The sequence below is a fragment of the Leifsonia williamsii genome (genome assembly GCF_030433685.1).
Lineage (GTDB): Bacteria > Actinomycetota > Actinomycetes > Actinomycetales > Microbacteriaceae > Leifsonia > Leifsonia williamsii.
On record NZ_JAROCF010000001.1, the window covers coordinates 898,002 to 924,597 of the forward strand.

Below are 26,596 nucleotides of genomic sequence, written 5' to 3' on the forward strand. Positions count from 1 at the left end.
GTGGGTGGCATCGGTCAGATCGTGTTCAGCGGCCAGCTGCTGCTGGCGCTCCCGGTCGCGCTGCTCGCGGGCCTGGTGTCCTTCGCATCCCCGTGCGTGCTCCCGCTCGTGCCCGGCTATCTCGCGTACGTCGGAGGCATGAGCGACCCAGGCGCGAAGCGGGACCGTTCGCGGGTGCTCACGGGCGTCGCGCTCTTCATCCTCGGCTTCGCGGTGGTCTTCGTCGCGTACGGCGCGGCCTTCGGCGCCCTGGGCCTCTGGCTGGTCCGGTGGCAGGAGGTCGTCATCCGCGTCCTCGGGGTGCTCGTCATCGTGATGGGGCTGGTCTTCATCGGCCAGTTCTCATTCCTCCAGCGGACGATCAAGCCGTCATGGCGGCCGGCGACCGGCCTGATCGGAGCCCCGCTGCTCGGCATCGTGTTCGGCTTGGGCTGGACGCCATGCATCGGTCCGACCCTCGCCGCGATCAGCGCGCTGAGCGTCGGCACCGGATCGCCCTGGCGTGGAGCCCTGCTCGGGCTGTTCTACTGCATCGGCCTCGGCATCCCGTTCCTGCTCGTCGCCCTCGGCTTCGACTGGGTCGCCGGTTCGGTCGTTTTCCTCAAGCGGCACATCCGGGCGATCAACATCATCGGCGGCGTGCTCCTCGTCGTCATCGGCATCCTGATGGCGACCGGGCTGTGGAGCCAGCTCATGTCGCAATTCCTGGCGGTGATCCAAGGTTTTGAGCCGGCCCTCTGATCACATCGATTCCGCGCCGCCGCGCGAGGACCCCGACGTCGTCCAGCCCCGCCTGGGACCCGTCGGCTGGGTCCGCTGGTTCTGGCGTCAGCTCACCAGCATGCGCACGGCGCTGTTCCTCCTCCTCCTGCTGGCGATCGCCGCCGTGCCGGGCTCGCTCGTCCCGCAGCGCAGCTCCGACCCGAACGGAGTGACGGAGTACTTCACAAAGAACCCGCAGCTCGCACCTGTCCTCGACAAGCTGCAGTTCTTCGACGTTTACACGTCCGTGTGGTTCTCCGCGATCTACCTTCTGCTGTTCGCCTCCCTCATCGGCTGCATCATCCCGCGTACCAAGCACCATTTCGATGCGATGCGCGCCAAGCCGCCGAAGACGCCGGTCCGACTGACCCGGATGGCCGGGTTCCAAGCGCGGATCCTGCCTGCGGAGGTGCGAGCATCTGCTCCTGAGCCGATCGAGGCCGCACGCGAGATCCTGAAGGCGTCGCGCTACCGGGTCGCCCTCTATCAGGACGCCCGGTCGACCTCCGTCTCTGCGGAGCGCGGCTATCTTCGGGAGTCCGGAAACCTCGTCTTCCACATCGCGCTCCTCGGCGTCCTCATCGCCATCGGAGTCGGAGGGGGCTTCGGCTACACCGGACAGAAGGTCGTCGTCGAGGGTCAGAGCTTCGTCAACAGCCTCCCCTCCTACAACTCGTTCAACCCGGGCCGCTTCTTCAGCGATCACGCGCTCGAGCCGTTCTCCATCCGCGTCGACAAGCTGGACGTGTCGTACGAGACGAAGAACGAGAACGCCGTCGGGACTCCGCTCGACTACACGGCCCACGTGACGACCACGGGTCCCGGCGATGCGACGTCCACCTCCACCATCAAGGTCAATGAGCCGCTGTCGATCGGCGGCACGAACGTCTACCTCCTCGGCAACGGCTACGCGCCGACGATCACCGTCAAGAACACGAAGGGCGACGTCGTCTTCACCGACTCCGTGCCGTTCCTGCCCCAGGATGCGCGGCTGACTTCACTCGGCTTCGTCAAGGTCCCGGACGGGCTCGCCAAGCAGGTCGGGATGATCGGGTTCTTCTACCCGACCGTGGCCGAGAGCCAGACGGCGGCCGGTGCCCTCACGTCCAAGTTCCCCGGCCTCGACGACCCGGTGCTGAGTCTCAACGTGTACGTCGGCGACCTCGGGGTGGACAGCGGTGTGCCGCAGTCCGTCTACAGCCTCAACACGGACAACCTCACGCAGCTCGCAGGGCCGCCGACGAAGACGAAGGCGCTGGAGCTCAGGCCCGGCCAGACCGTGGAGCTCCCCAACGGGCTCGGCACCATCTCGCTCGATGACGTGAAGCGATACGCCTCGCTCGACGTCCACCACGACCCCGCCCAGGGCTGGGTGCTGGTGTTCGCCGTCCTGATCCTCGCCGGCCTGCTGACCTCCCTGTTCGTTCCGCGGCGTCGCATCTGGGTGAAGGCCGTCGAGAACGCGGACGGATCGCTCACCCTCGAGTACGCGGGGCTCGCGCGAGGCGAGGACCCGAACCTGATCGCAGCTGTCACCGCCGTGGCGGATCAGCATGCGACCGCCCTCACCCGACCACCGACGACGTAGGCTTAGATCGTGACCGAGACCTTGTCCCAGCTCTCCACCGTGTTCATCTACGCGGCCATGGGGCTCTATGCGGCCGCGTTCATCGCGTTCGCCCTCGACCTCGCCCGCCGAGGTTCACGAGTGACCGCGGTGGAGGCGGCGTCCATCCCGAGTGCTGTGGCACGCCGCGCCGAGGTCTCCTCACCGGTCGGTGCGGCCGGCACCATCACCGCGACCGGCGGTGGTGATTCGGGCGGTCCCAGCGGGCCGACCTCCGCGCTCGGCCGTCTCTCATCGCGCATCAGCTCCCGCGTCGAGGACGACGTGATGAACGGCGCGGAGTCGACGGTGGCGATCCGGTGGGCGTTCGTGCTCACCACCATCGGGTTCGGATTCCACCTGGTGGCGACCGTCCTGCGGGGAGTCGCAGCGGCCCGCGTCCCGTGGGCGAACATGTGGGAGTTCTCGATGACGGGCACGCTCGTCATCGTCGGAGTGTTCCTGCTGGCGAACCTCCGCTGGGAGATCAAGTATCTCGGCACCTTCATCATCGGGCTCGTCCTGATCCTTCAAGGGATCGCGCTGCTGCGGTATTACGTTCCGGTCGTTCCACTGCAGCCGGCGCTCCAGTCGTACTGGCTGGTCATCCACATCATCGTTGCCGTTCTGGGCACCGCGTTCTTCGCGCTCGGCTTCGCCCTGTCCGGCCTGCAACTGCTGCAGTACCGGCGCGAGCGCCAGATCGCGGAGTCACGACCGCAGGGTTTCCGCTTCCTCGCGACACTGCCGAGCTCCGTGGCGCTCGAGAACCTTGCGTACCGGATCAACATCGTCGGCTTCATCGCATGGACATTCACGCTCATCGCCGGCGCGATCTGGGCCGAGAAGGCGTGGGGCCGTTACTGGGGTTGGGACACCAAGGAAGTCTGGACATTCATCATCTGGGTGATCTACGCCGGATACATCCACGCCCGCGCCACACGCGGATGGCGTGGGTCCCGTTCGGCGTGGCTCGCCATCATCGGGTTCGCCGCGGTGCTGTTCAACTTCGGTGTGGTCAACGTCTTCTTCAAGGGCCTGCACGCGTACTCGGGTCTGTGATCCGCCCGCGATTCCGCGGCCGTCTGCCGAGACACGCCCGGGATTCTGCCGCGATTTGCGCGGTCACGCGAGCCTTGCGTAAAGTACTTACTTGTCACCCCAAAGGTGCGGGAGAGCCGAAGAGCTCCCCGGCCTCAAGCGGGACCATCATTCTGAGCCTGACGGCGAAACTGAACTTGTGAGAGTCGGTTCGCTGCGTTTAGGATGAACACCTCCACTTCTTGATCGGATTCGATCGGCGCGGCGCGCTGAGTTGACATCCTGGTCCGGAGTGGTAAGGTAGGGAAGTTGCCTCACGGTGAAGCCTGGAAGGGTGGAGCGTGGGTGCGTCCGATCCTTGAGAACTCAACAGCGTGCACAATGTCAAATGCCAAATTATCCTCGGCATTCGTGTGATGGTTTCGACCTGATCGTGAGTGTTTGAGATTCCTTTGGATTAGAAACAGAATGTCAGTAGATATTCGAAACTAGTCAGAACAAACTCGCAGTGTGGAGCATATTTCCTGTTTCGCCTGCACTATGTTTCCTGGTTGCTTGCAGCTAGGGCATAAACATTTTACGGAGAGTTTGATCCTGGCTCAGGACGAACGCTGGCGGCGTGCTTAACACATGCAAGTCGAACGATGAACCCGGAGCTTGCTCTGGGGGATTAGTGGCGAACGGGTGAGTAACACGTGAGTAACCTGCCCTTGACTCTGGGATAACCTCCGGAAACGGAAGCTAATACCGGATATGACGTGCGGAGGCATCTCCTGTACGTGGAAAGAATTTCGGTCAAGGATGGACTCGCGGCCTATCAGGTAGTTGGTGAGGTAATGGCTCACCAAGCCTACGACGGGTAGCCGGCCTGAGAGGGTGACCGGCCACACTGGGACTGAGACACGGCCCAGACTCCTACGGGAGGCAGCAGTGGGGAATATTGCACAATGGGCGCAAGCCTGATGCAGCAACGCCGCGTGAGGGATGACGGCCTTCGGGTTGTAAACCTCTTTTAGTAGGGAAGAAGCGAAAGTGACGGTACCTGCAGAAAAAGCACCGGCTAACTACGTGCCAGCAGCCGCGGTAATACGTAGGGTGCGAGCGTTGTCCGGAATTATTGGGCGTAAAGAGCTCGTAGGCGGTCTGTCGCGTCTGCTGTGAAAACCCGAGGCTCAACCTCGGGCCTGCAGTGGGTACGGGCAGACTAGAGTGCGGTAGGGGAGAATGGAATTCCTGGTGTAGCGGTGGAATGCGCAGATATCAGGAGGAACACCGATGGCGAAGGCAGTTCTCTGGGCCGTAACTGACGCTGAGGAGCGAAAGCGTGGGGAGCGAACAGGATTAGATACCCTGGTAGTCCACGCCGTAAACGTTGGGCGCTAGATGTGGGGACCATTCCACGGTTTCCGTGTCGCAGCTAACGCATTAAGCGCCCCGCCTGGGGAGTACGGCCGCAAGGCTAAAACTCAAAGGAATTGACGGGGGCCCGCACAAGCGGCGGAGCATGCGGATTAATTCGATGCAACGCGAAGAACCTTACCAAGGCTTGACATACACGAGAACGCTCTAGAAATAGGGAACTCTTTGGACACTCGTGAACAGGTGGTGCATGGTTGTCGTCAGCTCGTGTCGTGAGATGTTGGGTTAAGTCCCGCAACGAGCGCAACCCTCGTTCTATGTTGCCAGCGCGTTATGGCGGGAACTCATAGGAGACTGCCGGGGTCAACTCGGAGGAAGGTGGGGATGACGTCAAATCATCATGCCCCTTATGTCTTGGGCTTCACGCATGCTACAATGGCCGGTACAAAGGGCTGCAATACCGTAAGGTGGAGCGAATCCCAAAAAGCCGGTCTCAGTTCGGATTGAGGTCTGCAACTCGACCTCATGAAGTCGGAGTCGCTAGTAATCGCAGATCAGCAACGCTGCGGTGAATACGTTCCCGGGCCTTGTACACACCGCCCGTCAAGTCATGAAAGTCGGTAACACCCGAAGCCGGTGGCCCAACCCTTGTGGAGGGAGCCGTCGAAGGTGGGATCGGTGATTAGGACTAAGTCGTAACAAGGTAGCCGTACCGGAAGGTGCGGCTGGATCACCTCCTTTCTAAGGAGCAGCTGGCACCCACTGGGTGTCCATGCGCCGGATCCGAGGCGAATGTTCTCGGCCGGTTAGCTCATGGGTGGAACATTGACATTGGTGTCGGGCTGAAGGGCCCGAGCTCAGTACGCTTCTTCGGAAGTTGGAACGGTTCGGATCTGGATGGCCGGCACATGCACGCTGTTGGGTCCTGAGGGACCGGACCTCGCTCGATACGAGTGGGAGACGAATCCTCTGGACCTTTTCTTGTTGGCCATCACTCGGCCGGCGGAGAAGGTACCGCCCGTACTTTGAGAACTACACAGTGGACGCGAGCATCTTAGATTGATCCTTTATGGATCAGTCACTAGATGATCTGATTTATTAGATCATTGGTCAATCTGCTCATCTTCGGATGAGTCGATCGATTCTAAAACTCATGTGATTTCAAGTTTCTAAGAGCAAACGGTGGATGCCTTGGCATCTGGAGCCGAAGAAGGACGTAGCAATCTGCGATAAGCCTCGGGGAGTTGATAAGCGAACTTTGATCCGAGGATGTCCGAATGGGGAAACCCCGCTGGGCCCGTGAGGTGACCCAGTGACTCCCGCCTGAATATATAGGGCGGGTAGAGGGAACGTGGGGAAGTGAAACATCTCAGTACCCACAGGAAGAGAAAGCAAAAGCGATTCCGTTAGTAGTGGCGAGCGAAACCGGAAGAGGCTAAACCGATCATGTGTGATAGCCGGCAGGCGTTGCATGGTCGGGGTTGTGGGACTTTTCTGCAGCTTCTGCCGAACTGCGAGCGTTACAGAGGATCATAGGTGAATGGCTTTGAAAGGTCAGCCGTAGAGGGTGCCAGCCCCGTAACTGAAATGGTCCGATGGCGCGAAGAGTATCCCAAGTAGCACGGGGCCCGAGAAATCCCGTGTGAATCTGTCAGGACCACCTGATAAGCCTAAATACTCCCAGATGACCGATAGCGGACAAGTACCGTGAGGGAAAGGTGAAAAGTACCCCGGGAGGGGAGTGAAATAGTACCTGAAACCGTTTGCTTACAAACCGTTGGAGCCTCCGTGTTGGGGTGACAGCGTGCCTTTTGAAGAATGAGCCTGCGAGTTAGCGATATGTGGCGAGGTTAACCCGTGTGGGGTAGCCGTAGCGAAAGCGAGTCTGAATAGGGCGATTCAGTCGCATGTCCTAGACCCGAAGCGAAGTGATCTATCCATGGCCAGGCTGAAGCGACGGTAAGACGTCGTGGAGGGCCGAACCCACTTAGGTTGAAAACTGAGGGGATGAGCTGTGGATAGGGGTGAAAGGCCAATCAAACTTCGTGATAGCTGGTTCTCTCCGAAATGCATTTAGGTGCAGCGTTGCGTGTTTCTTGCCGGAGGTAGAGCTACTGGATGGCCGATGGGCCCCAAAAGGTTACTGACGTCAGCCAAACTCCGAATGCCGGTAAGTGAGAGCGCAGCAGTGAGACGGTGGGGGATAAGCTTCATCGTCGAGAGGGAAACAACCCAGACCACCAACTAAGGTCCCTAAGCGCGTGCTAAGTGGGAAAGGATGTGGAGTTGCACAGACAACCAGGAGGTTGGCTTAGAAGCAGCCACCCTTGAAAGAGTGCGTAATAGCTCACTGGTCAAGTGATTCCGCGCCGACAATGTAACGGGGCTCAAGCACGCCACCGAAGTTGTGGCATTGACATTTTTGGTAGGCCTTCGTGGTCCAGCCGTGTTGATGGGTAGGAGAGCGTCGTGTGGCGAGTGAAGCGGCGGTGGAAACCAGCCGTGGACGCTACACGAGTGAGAATGCAGGCATGAGTAGCGAAAGACGGGTGAGAAACCCGTCCTCCGAAAGACCAAGGGTTCCAGGGCCAGGCTAATCCGCCCTGGGTAAGTCGGGACCTAAGGCGAGGCCGACAGGCGTAGTCGATGGACAACGGGTTGATATTCCCGTACCGGCGAAGAACCGCCCAAGCTAATCCAGTGGTGCTAAGAGTCCTAATCCCGGATTCGGATCCCTTCGGGGTGAAGGTCCGGGCCTAACGCTCGACCCCATGCTGGTGCGGCTAGCGTATTAACAGGTGTGACGCAGGAAGGTAGCTGTACCGGGCGATGGTTGTCCCGGGGCAAGGATGTAGGGCAAGAGATAGGCAAATCCGTCTCTTATAGAGCCTGAGACCTTACGCATAGCCGTCAAGGCGAATTCAGTGATCCTATGCTGCCGAGAAAAGCATCGACGCGAGGTTCCAGCCGCCCGTACCCCAAACCGACTCAGGTGGTCAGGTAGAGAATACCAAGGAGATCGAGAGAATCGTGGTTAAGGAACTCGGCAAAATGCCCCCGTAACTTCGGGAGAAGGGGGGCCTGAGGCGTGAAGGGATTTACTCCTGGAGCGTTTGAAGGCCGCAGAGACCAGTGGGAAGCGACTGTTTACTAAAAACACAGGTCCGTGCCAAGTCGCAAGACGATGTATACGGACTGACGCCTGCCCGGTGCTGGAAGGTTAAGAGGAAGGGTTAGCTTTACGCGAAGCTCAGAATTTAAGCCCCAGTAAACGGCGGTGGTAACTATAACCATCCTAAGGTAGCGAAATTCCTTGTCGGGTAAGTTCCGACCTGCACGAATGGCGTAACGACTTCCCAGCTGTCTCAACCGCGAACTCGGCGAAATTGCATTACGAGTAAAGATGCTCGTTACGCGCAGCAGGACGGAAAGACCCCGTGACCTTTACTATAGCTTGGTATTGGTGTTCGGTGTGGCTTGTGTAGGATAGGTGGGAGACTATGAAGCCGGCACGCCAGTGTCGGTGGAGTCATTGTTGAAATACCACTCTGGTCACTCTGGATATCTAACTTAGAACCGTAATCCGGTTCAGGGACAGTGCCTGGTGGGTAGTTTAACTGGGGCGGTTGCCTCCCAAAAAGTAACGGAGGCGCCCAAAGGTTCCCTCAACCTGGTTGGCAATCAGGTGTCGAGTGTAAGTGCACAAGGGAGCTTGACTGTGAGACTGACAAGTCGAGCAGGGACGAAAGTCGGGACTAGTGATCCGGCAGTGGCTTGTGGAAGCGCTGTCGCTCAACGGATAAAAGGTACCTCGGGGATAACAGGCTGATCTTGCCCAAGAGTCCATATCGACGGCATGGTTTGGCACCTCGATGTCGGCTCGTCGCATCCTGGGGCTGGAGTAGGTCCCAAGGGTTGGGCTGTTCGCCCATTAAAGCGGTACGCGAGCTGGGTTTAGAACGTCGTGAGACAGTTCGGTCCCTATCCGCTGCGCGCGTAGGAAATTTGAGAGGATCTGACCCTAGTACGAGAGGACCGGGTTGGACGAACCTCTGGTGTGCCAGTTGTTCTGCCAAGAGCACCGCTGGTTAGCTACGTTCGGGATGGATAACCGCTGAAAGCATCTAAGCGGGAAGCCGGCCTCAAGATGAGATTTCCATACCCTTTGGGTGAGAGGCTCCCAGCTAGACTACTGGGTTGATAGGCCGGATGTGGAAGTGGGGACTAAAGACCCATGGAGCTGACCGGTACTAATAAGCCGATAACTTGATAATCACTACTCTCATACTGTTGTAAGGCTGGTATGAGAGGCCAGATTGCCCGCGTCCACTATGTGGTTCTCGATGTACGGTCGAGAACCGATTCAAGCAAAGCTTGATCGTTCACTTTGATACATCAATAGTGTTTCGGCGGCCATAGCGAGAGGGAAACGCCCGGTCACATTCCGAACCCGGAAGCTAAGACTCTCTGCGCCGATGGTACTGCAGGGGGGACCCTGTGGGAGAGTAGGACACCGCCGGACTTCTTCGTGAAATGGCCACCCAGTGATGGGTGGCCATTTTTCGTTAACAGGTCCAATGTGCACCGCAGGCGATGACGCCGCGCGGACCGGCACGCCACCGCCCGGGGTAAGCCCCGCAATTCGATAGGAGTAGTTGTGACGGACAATCCGGCAGACAACGACAACGAACGCGGCGCTCGCGCTCCCCGGGGCGGTCGCGACGGTTCCACAGGGGCCGACCGGAGCAGCCAGCGACGCGACTCCGATCGCTCTCGCGACAGCAGGCCGCAGCATTCTGGCCGTGACGGTGACCGCCGACCGCGCGCGGACCGTGCTGATGGCGGTCGTTCCGGATCGGGGTGGGGTGGCGCGCGCGGGACCGGCGGCCCTCGGGGAGGCGCCGGCGGGCGTGAGAGCGGCGGCGCTTCTCGGTCCGGTGCTCCCCGAGGTTCAGGAGCTGGCGAGCGTAGCGGCGACCGCTACGGACGTGAGGACCGTCCTGGATGGGGTGGTCGCGCCGGTGGAAGCGAACGTGGGGGCCGCAACGACCGCGGCGGCGACTTCCGACGTGGCGGCAATGATGACCGCGTGCGGCGCGACGGGCAGCACCATGGCCGGAACGACGGTGCAGTGCGCAATGACCGCGGCGGCAGGGATGACCGTTTCGGTCGCGATGACCGAGCTGGGCGCTACGACCGCTCTGGTCGCGACGATCGCGCCGGCAAGAACGACCGCTACGGGCGTAGCGATCGCGCCGACCGCGCTGGACGCGACGACCGCGCTGGACGCGACGACCGTTATCGAGGCGCCGACCGTGCTGGACGCGGTGAGCGTGATGACCGCGGCGGGCGTGACTTCCGGGCCGGACGTGATGACCGCGCCGGCCAGAACGACCGGTTCAGCCGATCCGACCGTGGGGGCCGCAACGACCGTACCGGCCGCGATGACCGGGCCGGCCGCGACGACCGCTTCGGTCGCGACGCGCGTGGCGAGCGCGGCGGCGTGGGGCGGGGCGCTTCGCGCAATCGCGGCGACGACAAGCTGTGGACGCGCGACGGCCGTCCCGCTCGCGGTGACCGCGATGCGCGCGAGCAGGGGTTCCGCGACGACGCCGAGGCGGCGCGCGCGCGTGAACTGCGATCGGTGCGTCCGCGGCACGATGATCCCGACATCCCCGACACCGTCGAGGCGCGCGACCTGGACAAGGCGGCGCGCGTCGAGCTGAAGACCCTCAGCAAGGACAACGCCGACTGGGTGGCGCGTCATCTTGTCATGGCCTCCCGTCTCATCGACAGCGACCCCGAGCTCGCGCACCGGCACGCGCTGTCCGCTGCGCGCCGCGCCGGCCGCATCGCGGTCGTGCGTGAGACGCTCGCCATCACCGCCTACGCGTCGGGTGACTTCGCGCTCGCTCTGCGGGAGCTCCGCACGTACCGGCGCATCTCCGGCTCCAACGACCAGTTGGCGCTGATGGTCGACAGCGAGCGCGGTGTCGGCCGACCCGATCGCGCACTCGAGCTGGGGCGCTCGGTCGACCGCTCCAGCCTCCCGAACGACGTACAGGTGTCCCTGGCGATCGCGATGTCGGGAGCGCGCCTCGACCTGGAGCAGCCGGAGGCCGCGCTCGCGGAGCTCGAGATCCCGCAGCTCGACCCCGACCGGGCGTTCAGCTGGAGTCCTGACCTCTTCCACGCCTACGCGGAGGTGCTCGAGGAGCTCGGCAAGCGCGCGGAGGCCGAGACATGGCGGGAGCGCGCCGAGCGCGCCGAGGCCGCGCTCGACGATGCGGCCGCGGTCGACGAGCACGAGACCATGGACATCGTCGAGGAGGAGCTCCTCCCCGACGGAGTGTTCACCGAGGAGGACGTGTTCACCGGGGATGATTCGCTGATCGGAGCGGACGGCGATGCCAGCAAGGACGCCGCGATCGACGAGGACGCCGACGACGAGGAGAGCGGAACACCGGACGATTCCGGCTCCGCCGACACCGAAGAGACCGGACGCACGCAGGAGGGTGACCAGCAGGATGGCGCTGTTTCGACGGAGGACTGAGAACGCGGCTCCGCTCGACGGCGTCGATGTCGTGCTTGCCGACCTCGACGGGGTCGTTTACAAGGGCCCCGACGCCATCCCTCACGCGGTCGACAGCCTGAACCGCGCCGCTGAAACCGTGCGAGTCGGTTACATCACCAACAACGCCTCCCGTACCGATGCCTCCGTCGCTCAGCACCTCACCGACCTCGGGCTTTCGGTGCAACCGTCTGACGTGGTTACCTCACCGCAAGCGGCGGTCCGGCTGCTGAGCCGACACGTCGATCCCGGCTCCACCGTCCTGGTGATCGGCGGCGACGGACTCGTCGACGAGGTTCAGAAGGGCGGGTTCGGTGTCACGCGCTCCGCCGAGGACGAGCCGGCCGCGGTCGTCCAGGGGTTCGCGCCGGAGGTCGGCTGGACGCAGCTCGCCGAGGCGGCCTTCGCGCTGCAGGGCAGGTCGGAGAGCGAGCGGCCCTGGATCGCTACTAACACCGACTGGACTATTCCGGTCGCCCGGGGAATCGCTCCCGGCAACGGGACGCTGGTCTCGGCTGTGCACACCGCTGCGGGCCGCCTGCCGCTTGTCGCGGGCAAACCGGAGGTGGCGATCTTCGAGGAGGCGGTCACGCGATTCGGAGCGAAGAATCCGCTCTTCATCGGCGACCGGCTCGACACGGACATCCTCGGAGCGAACCGTGCCGGCATCGCCTCCGTGCTCGTGCTCACGGGCGTGGACGGGGCGAAGCAGCTGCTCGCTGCCGATGCGGACTCGCGGCCGACGTACATCCTCCGCGACCTGCGACAGCTGTCGGAGCCGTACCCGGAGACGCAGGTCGCGAAGAACGGGGCTGTCACTGTCGGCAGCGCCAAGGTCGCGATCGAGGGCAACGACGTGCGGATCGTGGCCGAGGGCGACGATGAGGTAAACCTGCTGCGCGCTGCGAGCGCGGCGATCTGGAACTCCGGCCGGGCGATCTACGGCCTGGAGGTGCCGGAGAGCCTGTACCTGTGAGCGCGTGACCGCGTAATCGGGTTCAGAGCGCTGCGGACCGTTCGAGCAGTCGGTAGCAGCGGCGCACGCGGTCGAGCCACCAGTCGCGGCGTTCTGGCGTCGACTCGAGCTCGGCTAGACGCGCGGGTGACAGCGAGGGACGGTTGACGGGGATGCTTCCGTCGACGGGGACGAGCGGGTGGTCGGCGACGTCTACCGCGAACATGGCCACCGTGCCGAGGCCGCAGTCGTACTCCAAATCGGGGATGGCGGCCGCGAGGTGTGCACCCATCGCGATGCCGACGGAGGTGTCTATGGCGCTCGACACGACCACCGGCAGTCCCGCCTCCGCCACGATCCGCAGTGCCGAGTGCACGCCTCCGAGCGGCTGCGCCTTCACGATGAGGAGGTCGGCGGCCCCGGCCCGCGCGACGGCAAGGGGGTCGGAGGCCTTGCGCACGCTCTCGTCAGCGGCGATCGGGATGCCCATGTAGCTGGTGCGCGAGCGGATATCGGCGAGTTCGTCCACTGTGGCGCAGGGCTGCTCGACGTATTCGAGGTCGAAGGGGGACAGCGCGTGGATGGCGTGCTCGGCCTCGTCGACGTTCCAGAGAGCGTTCGCGTCGACGCGGATGCGACCTTCGGGGCCGAGGTACTCGCGGACGGCGCGCACGCGGGCGACGTCGTCGGCGAGGGTCTGACCCGGCTCGGCGACCTTCACCTTCGCGGTGCGGGCGCCGGGGTAGCGATCGAGGACGGCTCGGACCTCCCCGGCCGCGATCGCGGGCACGGTGGCGTTGACGGGGATGTGGTCGCGCAGCGGCGCCGGCGCCTCCCGCCATCCGAAGTCGATGGCCGCGTGGAGCCACGCGGCCGACTCTTCGTCGTCGTACTCGACGAAGGGGGAGAACTCAGTCCATCCCTGCGGGCCCTCGAAGAGCACGGCTTCTCGGGCGGTGATGCCGCGGAAGCGGGCGACCATGGGCAGCGTCACGACTCGCGCGGTTGTCAACAGGTCGGCGAGCTCTGGCACCATTCCACAAGTTTGGCACGTGCGGATCGGCGCGGAGCGGCCGAACGTAGGCTGGAGGCATGTCAGGAGCAGTCTCGGAGATCTTCGATCCGTCGCAATGGCGGCCGGCGCCCGGGTTCGGGTCGCTGACCGACATCACCTACCACCACGACGTGTCGGGGCGCATCGCGCGCGTGGCGTTCAACCGGCCGGAGGTGCGCAACGCGTTCCGTCCGCACACGGTCGACGAGCTGTATGCGACCCTCGAGGATGCGCGTACCAACCCGCGGATCGGAGTGGTCCTGCTGACCGGCAACGGGCCGAGTCCGAAGGACGGGGGGTGGGCCTTCTGCTCGGGCGGCGACCAGCGCATCCGCGGACGAGACGGATACAAGTACGCGGACGGCGAGACGGCGAGCAGCATCGACGCCGCACGCAACGGGCGGTTGCACATCCTGGAGGTGCAGCGGCTGATCCGCTTCATGCCGAAGGTGGTGATCGCCGTGGTGCCGGGGTGGGCGGCCGGCGGCGGGCACTCCCTCCACGCGGTGTGCGACCTCACGCTGGCGAGCGCGGAGCACGGGCGGTTCAAGCAGACGGATGCGGATGTGGGGTCGTTCGACGGCGGATACGGCAGCGCCTACTACGCGAGACAGATCGGGCAGAAGCTGGCACGGGAGGTGTTCTTCCTCGCGCGGGAGTACTCCGCGCAGCGGGCCTACGAGATGGGCGCCGTCAACGCGGTCGTGCCGCACGCGGAGCTCGAGAGCACGGCGCTCGAGTGGGCGCGGGAGATCATGGGCAAGTCTCCGACGGCCATTCGCATGCTGAAGTTCGCGTTCAACGCCGTGGACGACGGCATGGTGGGGCAGCAGGTCTTCGCAGGAGAGGCGACGCGGCTCGCGTATGGGACCGATGAGGCGGTGGAGGGGCGAGACTCGTTCCTCGAGAAGCGGGAGCCGGACTGGTCGCCGTTCCCGTGGCAGTACTGAGGCGGCGGCGATGACCCGGGCGGTTCAGGTGGTCGACGCGGGGCGGCCGGAGGAGGTGCTCGAGGCGCTGCGCGCTGCGCTCGCCGGGGCTGGGCCGGCCGTGGTCCCGCGTGCGGAAGGCGCGGCGGGAGCGGCCTGGCCGTCGGAGACGGATCGTGTCGCCCAGAACGTGGCAGTGGTGATCGAGACGTCCGGATCGACCGGGGTGCCGAAGCGCGTCGCGCTGTCGACCGATGCGCTGCTGGCGAGCGCGGCGGCGTCCGCCGGTGCGATGGGGGGACAGGGGCAGTGGCTCTTGGCCCTGCCGGCGCACTACGTGGCCGGCGTGCAGGTGCTGGTGCGGTCGCTCGCGGCGGAGACCGAGCCGGTGATGTACGGCGGCGGGCACTTCGACCCCTCGCGGTTCGCAGCGGTCGCCACGGGGATGGTGCACGACCTCCGCTTCACCTCGCTGGTGCCGGTGCAGCTCGCCCGGTTGGTGGAGGCGGCCGAGGGCGGCTCGGCGGAGGTCGCGCGTGCGCTGCGGCGGTTCGACGGCATCCTTGTCGGGGGGCAGGCGCTCACGCCGGTGCTGCGGGAGCGCGCGGAGGCCCTGGGCGCGCGCATCCTGAGCACGTACGGGTCGAGTGAGACGGCGGGCGGGTGCGTTTACGACGGCGTCCCGATCGGGTCGACGGTGGTGCGCGAGACGGACGGCGTGCTCGAGATCAGCGGGCCGACGCTCGCCGAGGGCTATGTGGGTGATCGGGGCCGGACGGCCGCTGCCTTCCACGAGGACGGTGGACTGCGCTGGTATCGGACCGGTGACCTGGGTCGCGTCGAAGGCGGGCGGGTCACGGTGCTCGGGAGGGCCGACAACGTGATCATCTCGGGTGGCGAGAAGGTGCTCCTCGACGCGGTGGAGGCGGTGGTGCGCGGGATCGAGGGGTTCGGTGGGGCCGTCGTGGTCGCGGCGGAGGACGCGCAGTGGGGGCAGGTGCCGGTGGTCGTCGTCGGGGGTGAGCCGGCGGCAGGCAACGGAGAGAGAGGAACGTCAGGGGCGTTGGCGCGCGTCCGGGAGGCCGTGGCTGACCGGTTGGGGCGGGCTGCGGCGCCCGCGCGGATCCTGGAGGTGGAGTCGATTCCGCGGCTGAGCAGCGGGAAGCCGGATCGGCGGCGGCTTGCTGATGCGGTGGGTCGGAGCGGGGGCTCGGACGGTGGGGTTCCGGGTACGCACACGGGCTCGGGGGCATAGGCGATGTTGTTACGATTCGCACTGTGATGAGCCAGAACAAGCCTCGAATGCAGCGGATGACTCCGACGCCGGCCCGCGGGCCGCGCGGCGGCAAGAGTGGTCGGCCGGGAGCGGTGTCGACCGCCGTGAAGCCCGCGACCGCATCCGACTGGATCGCGGGGGCGCGCATCCGCACACTTCCGCTGGCGATCGCTCCCGTCCTCATCGGTGTCGGTGCGGCCAAGGTCGCCGAGGGGCCCGGGGTGTGGCACCCGGTGCGGTCGCTGCTCTGCCTCGCGGTCGCCGTACTGCTCCAGATCGGCGTCAACTACGCCAACGACTACTCAGACGGGGTGCGGGGGACGGACGAGTTCCGTGTCGGTCCGGGGCGACTCACCGGCTCCGGCAAGGCGGCGCCGCGCAAGGTGCTCACGGTCGCACTGGTGTTCTTCGGGCTGGCGGCGGTGGCCGGACTGGTGCTGGTCATCCTCACGCAGCACTGGTGGGTGCTCCTCGTCGGGGCGGCGGCCATCGCGGCGGCGTGGTTCTACACCGGGGGCAAGCGGCCGTACGGGTACTACGGGCTCGGCGAGGTCTTCGTCTTCGTGTTCTTCGGGCTCGTGGCGACCGCGGGCACGACGTACATGCTCGCCGGCACGGTGAATCAGGAGGCCTGGTACGGGTCGGTGATCGCCGGGCTGATCGCCTGCGCGGTGCTGATGGTCAACAACATCCGCGACATCGAGCCGGACAAGCAGGCGGGCAAGCGCACGCTGGCCGTGCTGCTCGGGCGGATCGCATCGCGGATCGTGTTCTGCGTGCTGCTGCTCGTGCCGTTCGGCATCCTGGGCGTGCTGGCGCTCTTCTACCCGATCGCCTGGTACGGGATGTTCGCGCTGCTGGCCGCGCTCCCGGCGTGCGTGATCGCGCTCTTCGCCAAGACTCCGCGCGAGCTGGTCACGGCCCTGCAGCTGACCAGCATCACGGGGCTGCTAGTGGGAATCGCGCTGGGCGCGGCTTTCGCTTTCTGACGGGGTCGCCGCGGCGTCAGTCGCCGCGTTGTCGATCGCCGCGTTGTCGATCGCCGCGTCTTCGGCGTCCGCATCCTCGGAGGGAGCGGGGGTCTCGCGGTGGCGGGCGGCGTACAGGTCGGACGAGACCGCGTTCCGCGGGCGGCTCAGGAAGATGTACGAGAGGCACAGGCCGATGAGCGCGGCGGCGATGACTGCCAGCCACCAGACCAGGCCGACCAGAAGCAGGATGGCGAGCGGCACCGCGAACACCAGCAGGCGCAGCACGGTGTAGGTCAACCAGGAGGGAATCCGCTTCACCCTCACAGCTTAGGCACGCACCCTGAGAGTTACGATTGACGCATGGTTCGCCTCTGGATAGTCCTCGGCGTCGCGGCCGCGGTCTTCTACATCTATTCGGTGGCAGACTGCGCTCTTTTCGATCGCTCGCGGGTGCGTGGCCTACCCAAGCCTGTCTGGCTGCTCGTGATCATCCTGTTCCCCGTCATCGGCGGTGTGCTGTGGTTCCTGATCGGTCGAGGCCGGCGGGGCTCCTCCGTGCAGCGCCGGGTGACAGCGCCCGACGACGATCCCGAGTTCCTCGGCAAGCTGAAGCTCGATCGTGACCAGGAGGAGCGCATCCGGCAGCTCGAGCAGGAGCTCGCCGAGCTCGACGACAACGGAACCGACCCCGACCAAACCGGCCGACGGGATGGGTGACCGTCCCACGACGGCTCCGGCCTCCACGAACGCACCGGGCGACAACGCGTCCGACGACAACGGCCCCACCGAGATCGGCAGCGCTGACACCGCCAGCGTCGACGTCTCCAGCGCCGACCTCCCCATCAGCGGCAATCCCGCGACCGACTTCTCCATCGCGCTGCTGAGCGGGCTCGTGCGCGCAGGAGTGCGCGACCTCGTCGTGAGCCCCGGGTCGCGCTCGCAGGCGCTCGCGCTCGTCGCGGCCGAGCTGGAGCGGAGCGGAGCGGCGCGACTGCACGTCCGGATCGACGAGCGGGTCAGCGGGTTCCTGGCGCTCGGGCTGGCCCGGGAGAGCGGCGCCCCTGCGGTCGTCATCACGACGAGCGGCACGGCCACCGCCAACCTCCACCCGGCGGTGCTCGAGGCGCACGAGGCGGGCGTCCCGCTGATCGTGCTGACGGCCGACCGTCCGGCGGAGCTGCGCGGCATCCGGTCGAATCAGACGACGCAGCAGGACGGGCTCTACGGCGACGTCGTGCGGTGGTCGGAGGACGTCGAGGCTCCGACGGGCGCCGATGGCGAGTCCGAGCGAGCGGAGGCGCTCGCCGTGGACGCGGTGAGGGCTGCCGTCGGCGCTGAGACCGCCGACCCGGGTCCCGTGCACCTGAATGTGGGGCTGCGCGAGCCCCTGTCGGTGGCCGTCCCCCCGCTCGATGGGGTGGTCGCTGCTGCGGAGGGGCGCGAGGCTTCCGACCGGATTGCCCGACGACTCCTGCCGACGGTTGCCGGGCCGGAGGCGCTCGGGCGCGAGATCCTGCAGCTGTCCGCCGGTCCGCGGACCGTGGTGGTCGCGGGCGCCGACGCCGGCGAGGACGCCGAGCGGCTGGCGCGCGAGGGCGGGTTCCCGCTGCTCGCCGAGGTGTCGAGCGGTGCGCGGTTCGGGCCGAACCTCGTGCCGGCGTACCGGGAGCTGCTCGGGGAGGCGACCTTCGGCGGGCGGGTCGAGCGCGCGGTCGTGTACGGGCATCCCACGCTCAGCCGCGAGGTGCCGGCGCTCCTCACCCGGGCCGACGTGGAGGTCGTGGTCGTCGCTCCGACCGGCCGCCAGGCATACAACCCCGGACACCGCGCCCGCATCGTCGGCGGTGTGCGACCTCCCGAGACCGACCTCCGTTCCCCCGAGGTGCGTGGCTGGGTCGGGAGCTGGGTGTTCGCGAGCCGGCGGCTCCTCGAACAGGCGGCCAGGGAGGCCGACCCGGCGGCGGTCGCGCCGGATGTCGAGAAGGCGCGATCGTATGATCCCGCAGATGCCCTCGCGTTCGCCAAGGCGGAGCTCGCCGCGGTCCGCGCACCGCTCACCCGTGCGCTCCTGGCCGAGGCGCTGTGGCGGTACAGCTGGCCGCACGACCGGCTGGTGCTCGGCGCCTCCCGGCTGATCCGCGACCTGGACCGGGCCGCGCCGGGCAAGCGCATCCGCGTGCACGCGAACCGCGGACTCGCCGGCATCGACGGCACGATCTCGACCGCGCTCGGCATCGCGATCGCCAGCCAGACGGCTGCGGCGGCGTCGGATGCGCCCGGCGGCGTCACCCGCGTGCTGCTCGGCGACCTGGCGCTGCTGCACGACGCCGGCTCGCTGCTGCTCGGAGCGGGAGAGACGCGTCCGCACCTCCAGGTCGTGGTGGGCAACGACGGCGGCGGGACCATCTTCGACGGACTCGAGGTGTCGGCGTCGGCGCCGGCCGCGGCGTTCGACCGGGTGCTCTACACGCCGCAACAGGTCGACATCGCCGCGCTGGCCGCCGCGTACGGGTGGGACCACCGCGTCGCGCGCACGAAGGGCGAGCTCGACCAGGCGCTGTCGGCGCCTCCGCCCGGGGTCAGCATCGTGGAGGTGCCGCTCGGGCGGTGACCGCGGGTGAGCGTGGCCTTGGCGGTGGCTGCTGACGCTGACGCTGGCGGTGCTGGCGGTGGCTAGGGGTGGCAATGGTGGCGGTGCTCTCGGGTGCTCGCGACGCTGGCGGTGCCGTCGGTGGGCGAGGGTACTGTGCACGGCATGAGCGACAACAGCGAGCAGATCCCCGCCGGTGACGACGTGCTGGGTGCGCGCGGAACGGATGAGCAGAATCCCGCCAGCAAGGATCCGTCGGAGTGGGTCACCGGCGACGAGCCGATGACGGCCTCGCAGCGCAGCTACCTCGACACGCTGGCGCGTGAGGCCGGGGAGGAGCTGCCGGCGGACCTGACCAAGGCGCAGGCGTCGACCGAGATCGACCGGCTGCAGGAGAAGACGGGTCGCGGGCAGAGCTGACGCTGCCGCCCGTCAGCGCGCGTCGAGCGCGGCACGGAGGCTGGGGGCCGTAGCGAGCGCCTCTTGGGCCTGCTCGGCGCCGACTCCGCGGAGCAGCATGAGGACGGCGACCTTCACGGAGCCCGCCGACGCGGAGAGGGCGGCGGCGGCCTCCTCGGCCGTGCAGTCGGTCACCAGCATCACGGTCCGCTCCGCGCGGGCCCGCAGTTTCTCCTTGGTGGCCTGGAGGTCGACCATGATGTTCCCGTAGGTCTTGCCCAGCCGCACCATCGTGATCGTGGAGATCATGTTGAGCACGAGCTTCTGCGCGGTTCCGGCTTTGAGGCGCGTCGAGCCGGCGATGAACTCCGGGCCCACGACCACCTCGATGGCGTGGTCCGCCATGCGTCCGATGACCGACTCCGCGTTGCAGGCGACCGCGACGGTGAGGGCGCCCGCCGAACGCGCGGACGTCAGCGCGCCCGCGACGTAGGGGGTGCGGCCGGAGGCGGAGAGGCCGACGACCGTGTCCGCCTCCCGCAGCTTCAGCTCGGACAGTACGTCAGCGCCGCCCTGCTCGTCGTCCTCGGCGTTCTCGACCGCGGTCCGGATCGCCGGGTCGCCGCCGGCGATGACGCCGACCACGAGGCCGGGGTCGACGGAGAAGGTCGGCGGGCACTCGCTGGCGTCGACGATGCCGAGTCGGCCGGCCGTCCCGGCGCCGACGTAGATCAGACGGCCGCCGCGGCGCACCCGGTCGGTGATGGCGTCGATGGCCGCGCCGATCGCCGGGAGTGCGCGTGAGACGGCCTCGGGGACGCCGCGGTCACCGTCGTTCATCCGCTCCACGAGGCGGGCGGTACTCAGCGTGTCGAGGTCGCGCCCGCGGTCGTCGACCGACTCGGTCGTCAGGGTGGCGAGCTCGTCGCGGAGGAGATCGCGCGAGCGGGGTCCGCGCGGGCGCGTGTCAGGCACGGGTGACATACCTTTCGTGGGGGAGGTCCCGCCGGGCTGCGAGGAGCGCTGCGCCGTCGAGGGGCGACCCGACGGGGCGGTGCGGCACCAGGTCGCGGCGGAGCAGTTCGTCGAGCAGTGTCCGCAGTAAGGCTGGATCATCGGCCAGCCCGCCCGTGATGCTCACCGCGGATCCCGACGCCGCCACGGAGGCTGCCGTCGCCGCGAGGTGACCGGCGGCGTCGTGGACGATCGCGCGGGCCACCTCGTCGCCTTCGGCGGCCCGGCGGAGCACGGCGGGAGCGAAGGAGGCGAGGCTCCGAGCGACATCGGGGCCGCCGGCGACGCGACGCGGCAGGGAGGAGAGGTCGCCGTCGGCGAGTGTGCGGGCATCCTCCACGAGGGCCGTCGCCGGGCCCCGGCCGTCGGCGGCGCGCAGGGCGGCCTGCAGTCCGGACTGCCCGATCCACCGGCCGCTGCCCTCGTCGCCGAGCCAGGGGCCGTAGCCGTCGGCCCGGGCGGCGGTGCCGTCGGGGGCGATGCGGTAGGCCACGGCGCCGGTTCCGGCGATGAGCACGGTGCCCGGGGCGCCCGCGAAGGCGCCGAGGTGGGCGGTGAGGACGTCGGAGGCGATGGCGACGGGGAGGCCGAGCCGGTCGTGGAGGCGTTGCGCCAGGAGGCGGGTGGCGTCGCGGTCGGAGTCGGCTCCGGCTGCACCGGCCGCGAGTGCGCTCGCCGCGCGTGAGGGTGCGCTCGCCGCGCCTGCGTTCGCGCCGTCCGCGCTCGCCGCGCGTGCGGCGGCGTCGAGGCCGTCGGCGTCCAGCCCGAGCGGGTCGGGGCCCAGGTCGTCGAGGAGGGGGACGATCGCCGCTAGCGCCGCGTCCACTCCACCCTCTGCGGCGAGGCCGGGGAAGCCGGCGCCGCGCCGTTCTCGGGCGGGCGATGTGGCCGTCGCCTCGACGCGGACCCGGCAGTTCGTCTTGCCGAGGTCGATCGCGATGTGCTGCGGTGCGGCCTCGGTACTCAACGCGTCCCCATCCCGGCACCGCGAAGTCCACGGCCTGTCCGTCCGATCGATAGAGACAATTTACACAACGACCAACAGGTGTGTAAATGATTGACATGCGCTCGGGTGGGCGGATAGCGTGGCGCATCAGCATGAGCATCCAGACGAACATCCAGGCGCACGTCGAGTCGTTCCCGCCGACCATGCGCCGGGTGGCCGACGCGATTCTGGAACGGCCGCAGATCGTGCTGGAGAACACGATCACGGAGTTCGCCCGCGCCTGCGACACCTCCGAGGCGTCCATCGTGCGGTTCTGCCGCTCCCTCGGGCTCACCGGGTATCCGCAACTGCGCCTGCAGCTCGCGTCGGAACTGGGCAAGGAAGCGGCGGAGTTCGGAGGCGGGTCCGCGACCTACGGCGCCGACATCAGCCCCTCCGACTCCCTCGGCGAGATGGTCGCCAAGATCGCGGGAAGCGAGATCCTCGGCATCCGCGAGACCGCTGACAGCATCGACATGCCGACCCTCGAACGGGTGATCCGGAGCGTGGAGGGGGCGCGGCGCGTCGTGCTGTTCGGCGTCGGCGCCAGCAACGCGGCCGCGCAGGACCTGGCGGCCAAGCTGCTCCGCATCGGTCACGTTGCGCTCGTGTTCCACGACGCGCACGACGCGCTGGTGTCGGTGGCGCTGCTGGGCTCCGACGACGTGGCGATCGCCTTCTCGCACAACGGCCGGACGACCGAGACCGTCGCCTTCCTCCGCGCGGCGAGGAACGGCGGCGCGCACACCGTCGCGATCACCAACGCGCCCGGCTCGCCGCTGACGCAGCACGCGGACGAGGTGCTGCGCACGGCGGTGCGGGAGACCACCTTCCGGTCCGGAGCGATGGCCAGCCGGATCGCGCAGCTCACCATCGTCGACTACGTCTTCGTCGGGGTCGCCCGCGGCCGCTACGACCGCACGGTGCAGGCGCTGAAGAGCACGTACGAGATCGTCAGGGAGCTGCGCGACGAGGGATGAGACCCGAACGAGAACGGACGACCAGCATGCCGCACGCCACCGATCACCCCACGACGACAGGTCAGCAGGAGGCGACCTCCCGCTCCGACAGCGAACTCCGCCGGCTCGCGAACGGTGTCGTGTGGCCCGGGTTCACGGGGGTGGAGGCGCCGGAGTGGCTTGAGCGCGAGCTCGCCGGCGGCCTCGCGGGCGTGGTGTATTTCGGGCAGAACGTCGAGGATGCCGCGCAGGTGCGCGCACTCTCCGACCGCATCCACCGCCTCCGCCCCGACGCCCTGATCGGCGTCGACGAGGAGGGAGGAACCGTCACGCGTCTGGAGGTGCGCGAGGGCTCCTCCACGCCCGGCAACGCCGTCCTCGGCCGACTCGACGACGTCGAGCTGACCGAGAGGGCCGCCGCATGGACCGGCGCGCTGGTCGCCGCCGCGGGCATCGACATCGACCTGGCGCCGAGCGTCGACGTGAACGTGGACCCGCGCAACCCGGTCATCGGGGTGCGGTCGTTCGGCGCCGACGCGAGCCTGGTCGCGCGGCAGGCGGAGGCGGCCGTGCGGGGTCTGCAGTCCGCGGGGATCGCGGCGTGCGCCAAGCACTTCCCTGGGCATGGTGACACGTCGACGGACTCGCATCTGGCGCTTGCCGTGACCAATGCCGGGCCTGACGCGTTGACGGATGTGCACCTCCCGCCCTTCGCCGCGGCCATCGAGGCCGGGGTCGCGATGGTGATGTCGGCGCACATCCGCGTGCCGCACTTGGGCGATGCGCCCGCGACGCTGAACCCGCGGGCCCTGTCTCTCCTGCGCGACCTGGGCTTCGAGGGCGTGATCGTCTCGGATGCCCTCGACATGGCGGCGATCCGGGCCGGCTACGGGCTCGGGCCGGGTGCCGTGGCCGCGCTGCAGGCCGGGATCGACCTCCTGTGCGTCGGAAATCCCGCGGAGAACGGCAGCAGCGCCGAAGGGCGGACGGACGAGAACGAGTTCCTGGAGGTGCGGGACGCGCTGGTGGCCGCCATGCGGTCGGGCGAGCTGGCCGTCGCGGTCGTGGAGGACGCGGCGGAGCGGGTGGCGGCGCTGGCTGCGTCGCTGCGCTCCGCCCGCGGGCGCTCGGTCGCTGGCGACTTCCCGGCTACGGATTGGACGGGCGTGGCCGGCGAGGGGCTGGAGGTCGTCGGGCACGTACGCCTGGCGAGCGGGCCGGTGACGCTGGTCGACGCCCGAACGAAGCGGAACCTCGCGGCCGGATCGCAGCCCGACCACTTCACGCGTGCGCTGAGCGAGCGGCGGGAGGTCGACCGTATCTGGCTCTCCTCGACGGACCCGTCCGCCGCCGCAGCGGAGGCGGTCGCGGCGCTCGCCGAGGCGGCCGCGCCGGTCCTCGTGGTCAATCAGCCGCAGAGCAGCGTGCTGGAGGCGGAGGTGCTCCGGGCGGTGCTGGAGCGTCGGCCCGACACCGTGGTGATCGTTGCGGGCTGGCCGCTTCCGGCTGGAGAGCGTGCGGGTGAGCCCGCGAACGTCGTCTATCCCTACGGGTCCGCACGGGTCAACGCGGAGGCCGTGGCCCGGGTGCTGTGCGGGGAGGCGTGAGGCGCGCCGCAGGATCAGTGCTTTGAGTCGGCGCCTGACTCCTCCGCCAGCTCCGCTGCCAGTTGCTCGGGCGTGAGGGCCGCGCCGGCAGTCGGGGTGCGGAACGGGGGCCGTGGGCCCTTCTCGAACGCGCGGGTGCTCTCCGCGTCGGTGACGGCGGAATCGTCGGAACCGCGCTCGGCCTCGGCCTCGGCCCGAGCGGCGTGGCGGGCTTTGCGGTGTGGCGCCTCCACGAACACGTCCACGTCCGCATCGACGTCGTGCTCGCGCGGGTCTGGCTCGCGGCGAGGCTCATGCGCGGGGAGGAACGGCTCGGACATCGACATGCGCAGACCGTCGCACGCAGAGGTGAAGCGCAGGTGAACGCGGGCCGGTCGGCGCGCCGCTCAGCCGTCGGTGGGATGCCAGCGACCACCGTGCAGCGTCCCGAAGCGCAGCTCGGGGAAGTGGGCGCCGACGCCGGTGGTCGACGGATCGGCGAGGAGCTCGCAGAGGGTGCTGCGCGTGTGCTCGGCCAGCCGGGCGTCGACGTCTCCCATGGAGTGCCAGCCGGATTCGGCGAGCTGCTCCGGAGCGGTGATCGCGTCGCCCAGCAGGATGACCCGCCGACCATCGGACTCGAGCACCACGCAGAGGTGGCCCGGAGTGTGGCCGGGAGCGGGCACGGCCTCCACGCCGGGCACGACCTCCGTGGCGGTGCGCAACGAACGGAGTCGCGGTGCCGGCAGCGACCGCAGGCCCTTCTCGATGTGCGGGGCCATCTCGCCGGGGCCGTCGACGAAGTGGTCCCAGTCGCCGGCGCCGAACCACACGGTGGCCGCGGGGAACACCGGCTGCGCCGCGAGGTCGAAGAGCCACCCGACGTGGTCCGCGTGGAAGTGCGTGCAGATCACGTCGGTGATGTCGCCGGGTCGTACCCCGAGCGAGCGGAGCCCGGTCAGGAGCTGGCCGCCGACGAGCCACATGGCGTCCGGGAGGGACTGCATGTCGGGGCCGAGGCCGGCGTCCACCAGGATGACGCGGTCGCCGGTGCGCACCAGGAAGCAGCCGATGGGCAGCCATGCGGCGCCCGCCCGGCCGAACAGCCGGGGCTCTGCGGCGGCGGTGGCGTCGGGATGGAAGTAGGAGGGGCGTGCGACGAAGGCGCCGTCCGAGACCGGATCCAGCCGGATCGCTCCCACCTGCATGGGCTCAGCTTAGGTGCTGCGCGGCCGGTGAGCGGAGGCGCTCACTGGTCGCGGTCGAAGAGGTCGGCCCAGGTCTCCCGCCGGATGACGGCCCTCGCCTCGCCGTCGCGCGCGAAGACCACCGGCGGCCTCCGGTACCCGTTGTAGTTGTTCGCCATCGTGTGCGTGTACGCGCCGGTCGCCGGGACGGCGAGCAGGTCGCCGACCCGCGCGGCCGGCAGCCGGAGCGGATCGATGAGCACGTCTCCGGACTCGCAGTGGCGCCCGACCACGACGACGTCCTCCACGTCCTCCTCGTTCATCCGGCCTGCCAGCACGGCCTCGTAGCGCTGCTGGAAGAGCGCGGCCTCCAGGTTGTCGCCCATGCCGCCGTCCACGGCGACGAAGTTGCGGGCGTCGCGCTTGACCGTGGTGACGGTGTAGAGCGTGAAGGCGGAGGAGTTGACCATGCTGCGGCCCGGCTCGATGATGATCTCCGCCTCGGCCGGCAGATGCTCGTCGGCCGCCTGGAGCAGCGCCTCGACGTACGCGTCGACGGTCGCGGGCCGGTCGGCGGTCGTGTAGCGGGCGCCGAGCCCCCCGCCGAGGTCGTAGACGGGGAAGGCGCCGAGCGCCGCGAGCGGGGCCACGGCCGCGGCGAGCTCGGCCGGGTCCATGATCTGCGAACCCACATGCGCGTGCACGCCTCGCATGTCGAGCAGGGGGCTCGCCTCGATCCTGGTGATCAGGCGCCGGGCGGCGTCCGGCGTCAGGCCGAACTTGGAGCCGAGCTGCCCGGTCTGCACGTGCGGGTGCGTGGAGGAGACCACCCCGGGGATGACGCGGACGAGCACGGACTGCGTGTTCCCCGGGGCGACCAGCTGTTCGAGCCGGTCGACGTCGTCTTCGTTGTCCACGACGACGAGTCCGGCGCCGGCGTCGACGGCGATCCCCAGCTCCTCGGTGGTCTTGGCGTTGCCGTGCACGACGATCAATCCGGGGTCCACTCCCGCGCGCAGGGCGCTGAGGATCTCGCCGCCGCCTGCGACGTCGAGCCCCAGCCCCTCCTCCACCATGACCCGCTGCACGGCGGTGGCCGGGAACGCCTTCGACGCGAAGACGATGCGCGCGTTCGCTCGGCGTGAGGTCAAGGCCGTCCGGTACTCGCGCGCCCTGGCGCGCAGCGAGCGCTCGTCGACGACGATCGCGGGGGTGCCGAACTCCCGCGCGAGGTCGTCCACCCGGCAGCCGCCGATCACGAGGGTGCCGTCGGGGTCGACGGCCGCCCCGGCCGGGAAGAGGTCGAGGAGGGGATGCGGCATGGTGCGTCTTTCAGTTTCGAGAGGGGCAGG

At 67.7% G+C, this 26,596-nt stretch carries 21 protein-coding genes and 3 rRNA genes; 16 read left to right on the forward strand and 8 right to left on the reverse strand.

Going from position 1 to position 26,596, the window contains the following annotated elements; all coding sequences use genetic code 11:
* The 6 genes from P5G50_RS04295 to rrf all read left to right on the forward strand — a co-directional run bounded on the left by P5G50_RS04295 (position 1) and on the right by rrf (position 9,290).
* On the forward strand, positions 1-741 hold the full coding sequence (locus tag P5G50_RS04295) for a cytochrome c biogenesis CcdA family protein (protein WP_301211904.1): 741 nt from the start codon (positions 1-3) through the stop codon (positions 739-741).
* On the forward strand, positions 725-2,350 hold the full coding sequence (resB, locus tag P5G50_RS04300; RefSeq protein WP_301211905.1) for a cytochrome c biogenesis protein ResB: 1,626 nt from the start codon (positions 725-727) through the stop codon (positions 2,348-2,350). The genes P5G50_RS04295 and resB overlap by 17 nt, the downstream gene beginning before the upstream one ends.
* A 9-nt stretch (positions 2,351-2,359) precedes the next feature.
* A complete protein-coding gene (ccsB, locus tag P5G50_RS04305; RefSeq protein ID WP_301211906.1) occupies positions 2,360-3,430 on the forward strand; it encodes a c-type cytochrome biogenesis protein CcsB in 1,071 nt (356 codons plus the stop codon).
* A gap of 555 nt (positions 3,431-3,985) precedes the next feature.
* Positions 3,986-5,509, forward strand: a 16S ribosomal RNA gene (locus tag P5G50_RS04310).
* 418 nt (positions 5,510-5,927) lie between these two features.
* Positions 5,928-9,042: ribosomal RNA gene (locus P5G50_RS04315) — 23S ribosomal RNA — on the forward strand.
* Positions 9,043-9,173: 131 nt separating this feature from the next.
* Positions 9,174-9,290 (forward strand): 5S ribosomal RNA (gene rrf / locus P5G50_RS04320).
* The 16S, 23S and 5S rRNA genes sit together here, the layout of an rRNA operon.
* 429 nt (positions 9,291-9,719) lie before the next feature.
* Here the strand turns inward: rrf and P5G50_RS04325 are convergent.
* Positions 9,720-10,427, reverse strand: a complete 708-nt coding sequence (locus P5G50_RS04325; protein ID WP_301210041.1) for a hypothetical protein — start codon at positions 10,425-10,427, stop codon at positions 9,720-9,722.
* Between P5G50_RS04325 and P5G50_RS04330 the strand changes: the two genes are divergently transcribed.
* Together P5G50_RS04330 and P5G50_RS04335 are read left to right on the forward strand one after the other, a co-directional pair.
* A complete protein-coding gene (locus tag P5G50_RS04330) occupies positions 10,413-11,321 on the forward strand; it encodes a tetratricopeptide repeat protein (RefSeq protein ID WP_301210042.1) in 909 nt (302 codons plus the stop codon). The two genes, P5G50_RS04325 and P5G50_RS04330, sit on opposite strands and share 15 nt — an antisense overlap.
* Entirely contained in the window at positions 11,296-12,315 is a 1,020-nt protein-coding gene (locus P5G50_RS04335) for an HAD-IIA family hydrolase (RefSeq protein WP_301210636.1), read from the forward strand. The genes P5G50_RS04330 and P5G50_RS04335 overlap by 26 nt, the downstream gene beginning before the upstream one ends.
* A 22-nt stretch (positions 12,316-12,337) precedes the next feature.
* On the opposite strand, the gene P5G50_RS04340 is transcribed toward P5G50_RS04335, so the two are convergent.
* Positions 12,338-13,330 (reverse strand): o-succinylbenzoate synthase, encoded by a 993-nt coding sequence (locus tag P5G50_RS04340; RefSeq protein ID WP_301210043.1) that lies wholly within the window; start codon positions 13,328-13,330, stop codon positions 12,338-12,340.
* A 56-nt stretch (positions 13,331-13,386) separates the two neighbouring features.
* Here P5G50_RS04340 and P5G50_RS04345 point away from each other — a divergent pair, with 56 nt between their 5' ends.
* The 3 genes from P5G50_RS04345 to P5G50_RS04355 are packed head-to-tail and all read left to right on the forward strand — an operon-like array spanning position 13,387 to position 16,542.
* Positions 13,387-14,298 carry a 1,4-dihydroxy-2-naphthoyl-CoA synthase gene (locus tag P5G50_RS04345; protein ID WP_301210044.1) on the forward strand — a complete coding sequence of 304 codons (912 nt, stop codon included), beginning with the start codon at positions 13,387-13,389 and terminating at the stop codon, positions 14,296-14,298.
* A gap of 10 nt (positions 14,299-14,308) precedes the next feature.
* On the forward strand, positions 14,309-15,532 hold the full coding sequence (locus P5G50_RS04350; RefSeq protein ID WP_301210045.1) for an AMP-binding protein: 1,224 nt from the start codon (positions 14,309-14,311) through the stop codon (positions 15,530-15,532).
* Between the two features lie 26 nt (positions 15,533-15,558).
* Positions 15,559-16,542, forward strand: coding sequence for a 1,4-dihydroxy-2-naphthoate polyprenyltransferase (locus P5G50_RS04355; RefSeq protein ID WP_301210046.1), 984 nt, complete (start codon positions 15,559-15,561; stop codon positions 16,540-16,542).
* Here the strand turns inward: P5G50_RS04355 and P5G50_RS04360 are convergent.
* Entirely contained in the window at positions 16,504-16,842 is a 339-nt protein-coding gene (locus P5G50_RS04360; protein ID WP_301210047.1) for a DUF4229 domain-containing protein, read from the reverse strand. The genes P5G50_RS04355 and P5G50_RS04360 overlap by 39 nt on opposite strands.
* Positions 16,843-16,884: 42 nt before the next feature.
* Here P5G50_RS04360 and P5G50_RS04365 point away from each other — a divergent pair, with 42 nt between their 5' ends.
* The 3 genes from P5G50_RS04365 to P5G50_RS04375 all read left to right on the forward strand — a co-directional run bounded on the left by P5G50_RS04365 (position 16,885) and on the right by P5G50_RS04375 (position 19,534).
* Positions 16,885-17,241, forward strand: coding sequence for a PLDc N-terminal domain-containing protein (locus P5G50_RS04365; RefSeq protein WP_301210048.1), 357 nt, complete (start codon positions 16,885-16,887; stop codon positions 17,239-17,241).
* The gene (gene menD / locus P5G50_RS04370; protein ID WP_301210049.1) at positions 17,234-19,135 is read left to right on the forward strand and encodes a 2-succinyl-5-enolpyruvyl-6-hydroxy-3-cyclohexene-1-carboxylic-acid synthase; all 1,902 of its coding nucleotides are present in this window, start codon (positions 17,234-17,236) and stop codon (positions 19,133-19,135) included. The genes P5G50_RS04365 and menD overlap by 8 nt, the downstream gene beginning before the upstream one ends.
* Before the next feature lie 144 nt (positions 19,136-19,279).
* Positions 19,280-19,534, forward strand: a complete 255-nt coding sequence (locus P5G50_RS04375; protein ID WP_301210051.1) for a DUF3072 domain-containing protein — start codon at positions 19,280-19,282, stop codon at positions 19,532-19,534.
* A gap of 12 nt (positions 19,535-19,546) precedes the next feature.
* Here P5G50_RS04375 and murQ read toward each other — a convergent pair whose 3' ends face one another.
* Together murQ and P5G50_RS04385 are read right to left on the reverse strand one after the other, a co-directional pair.
* Positions 19,547-20,497 carry an N-acetylmuramic acid 6-phosphate etherase gene (gene murQ / locus P5G50_RS04380; protein WP_435870831.1) on the reverse strand — a complete coding sequence of 317 codons (951 nt, stop codon included), beginning with the start codon at positions 20,495-20,497 and terminating at the stop codon, positions 19,547-19,549.
* Complete coding sequence (locus P5G50_RS04385; protein WP_301210053.1) at positions 20,481-21,494, reverse strand: N-acetylglucosamine kinase; 1,014 nt, start codon at positions 21,492-21,494, stop codon at positions 20,481-20,483. Before P5G50_RS04385 ends, murQ begins: the two co-directional genes overlap by 17 nt.
* A gap of 131 nt (positions 21,495-21,625) precedes the next feature.
* On the opposite strand from P5G50_RS04385, the gene P5G50_RS04390 reads away from it, so the two are divergent.
* Complete coding sequence (locus tag P5G50_RS04390; RefSeq protein ID WP_301210055.1) at positions 21,626-22,492, forward strand: MurR/RpiR family transcriptional regulator; 867 nt, start codon at positions 21,626-21,628, stop codon at positions 22,490-22,492.
* 26 nt (positions 22,493-22,518) lie between these two features.
* Positions 22,519-24,078 (forward strand): glycoside hydrolase family 3 protein, encoded by a 1,560-nt coding sequence (locus P5G50_RS04395; RefSeq protein ID WP_301210057.1) that lies wholly within the window; start codon positions 22,519-22,521, stop codon positions 24,076-24,078.
* A 14-nt stretch (positions 24,079-24,092) separates the two neighbouring features.
* Here the strand turns inward: P5G50_RS04395 and P5G50_RS04400 are convergent, their stop codons facing one another.
* The 3 genes from P5G50_RS04400 to lysA are packed head-to-tail and all read right to left on the reverse strand — an operon-like array spanning position 24,093 to position 26,566.
* Positions 24,093-24,404 carry a hypothetical protein gene (locus tag P5G50_RS04400; RefSeq protein WP_301210059.1) on the reverse strand — a complete coding sequence of 104 codons (312 nt, stop codon included), beginning with the start codon at positions 24,402-24,404 and terminating at the stop codon, positions 24,093-24,095.
* Between the two features lie 60 nt (positions 24,405-24,464).
* Positions 24,465-25,265 (reverse strand): MBL fold metallo-hydrolase, encoded by an 801-nt coding sequence (locus P5G50_RS04405; protein ID WP_301210061.1) that lies wholly within the window; start codon positions 25,263-25,265, stop codon positions 24,465-24,467.
* A gap of 41 nt (positions 25,266-25,306) precedes the next feature.
* The gene (gene lysA, locus P5G50_RS04410; RefSeq protein WP_301210062.1) at positions 25,307-26,566 is read right to left on the reverse strand and encodes a diaminopimelate decarboxylase; all 1,260 of its coding nucleotides are present in this window, start codon (positions 26,564-26,566) and stop codon (positions 25,307-25,309) included.
* Positions 26,567-26,596: the final 30 nt, after the last annotated feature.

What these genes read in the sequence shown, in the direction of transcription:
- P5G50_RS04335 (WP_301210636.1), top strand. Translation starts at nt 11,296, where the DNA reads ATGGCGCTGTTTCGACGGAGGACTGAGAACGCGGCTCCGCTCGACGGC.
- P5G50_RS04340 (WP_301210043.1), bottom strand. Translation starts at nt 13,330, where the DNA reads ATGGTGCCAGAGCTCGCCGACCTGTTGACAACCGCGCGAGTCGTGACG.
- P5G50_RS04345 (WP_301210044.1), top strand. Translation starts at nt 13,387, where the DNA reads ATGTCAGGAGCAGTCTCGGAGATCTTCGATCCGTCGCAATGGCGGCCG.
- P5G50_RS04350 (WP_301210045.1), top strand. Translation starts at nt 14,309, where the DNA reads ATGACCCGGGCGGTTCAGGTGGTCGACGCGGGGCGGCCGGAGGAGGTG.
- P5G50_RS04355 (WP_301210046.1), top strand. Translation starts at nt 15,559, where the DNA reads ATGAGCCAGAACAAGCCTCGAATGCAGCGGATGACTCCGACGCCGGCC.
- P5G50_RS04365 (WP_301210048.1), top strand. Translation starts at nt 16,885, where the DNA reads ATGGTTCGCCTCTGGATAGTCCTCGGCGTCGCGGCCGCGGTCTTCTAC.
- menD (WP_301210049.1), top strand. Translation starts at nt 17,234, where the DNA reads ATGGGTGACCGTCCCACGACGGCTCCGGCCTCCACGAACGCACCGGGC.
- P5G50_RS04375 (WP_301210051.1), top strand. Translation starts at nt 19,280, where the DNA reads ATGAGCGACAACAGCGAGCAGATCCCCGCCGGTGACGACGTGCTGGGT.
- murQ (WP_435870831.1), bottom strand. Translation starts at nt 20,497, where the DNA reads ATGTCACCCGTGCCTGACACGCGCCCGCGCGGACCCCGCTCGCGCGAT.
- P5G50_RS04390 (WP_301210055.1), top strand. Translation starts at nt 21,626, where the DNA reads ATGAGCATCCAGACGAACATCCAGGCGCACGTCGAGTCGTTCCCGCCG.
- P5G50_RS04395 (WP_301210057.1), top strand. Translation starts at nt 22,519, where the DNA reads ATGCCGCACGCCACCGATCACCCCACGACGACAGGTCAGCAGGAGGCG.
- P5G50_RS04400 (WP_301210059.1), bottom strand. Translation starts at nt 24,404, where the DNA reads ATGTCGATGTCCGAGCCGTTCCTCCCCGCGCATGAGCCTCGCCGCGAG.
- P5G50_RS04405 (WP_301210061.1), bottom strand. Translation starts at nt 25,265, where the DNA reads ATGCAGGTGGGAGCGATCCGGCTGGATCCGGTCTCGGACGGCGCCTTC.
- lysA (WP_301210062.1), bottom strand. Translation starts at nt 26,566, where the DNA reads ATGCCGCATCCCCTCCTCGACCTCTTCCCGGCCGGGGCGGCCGTCGAC.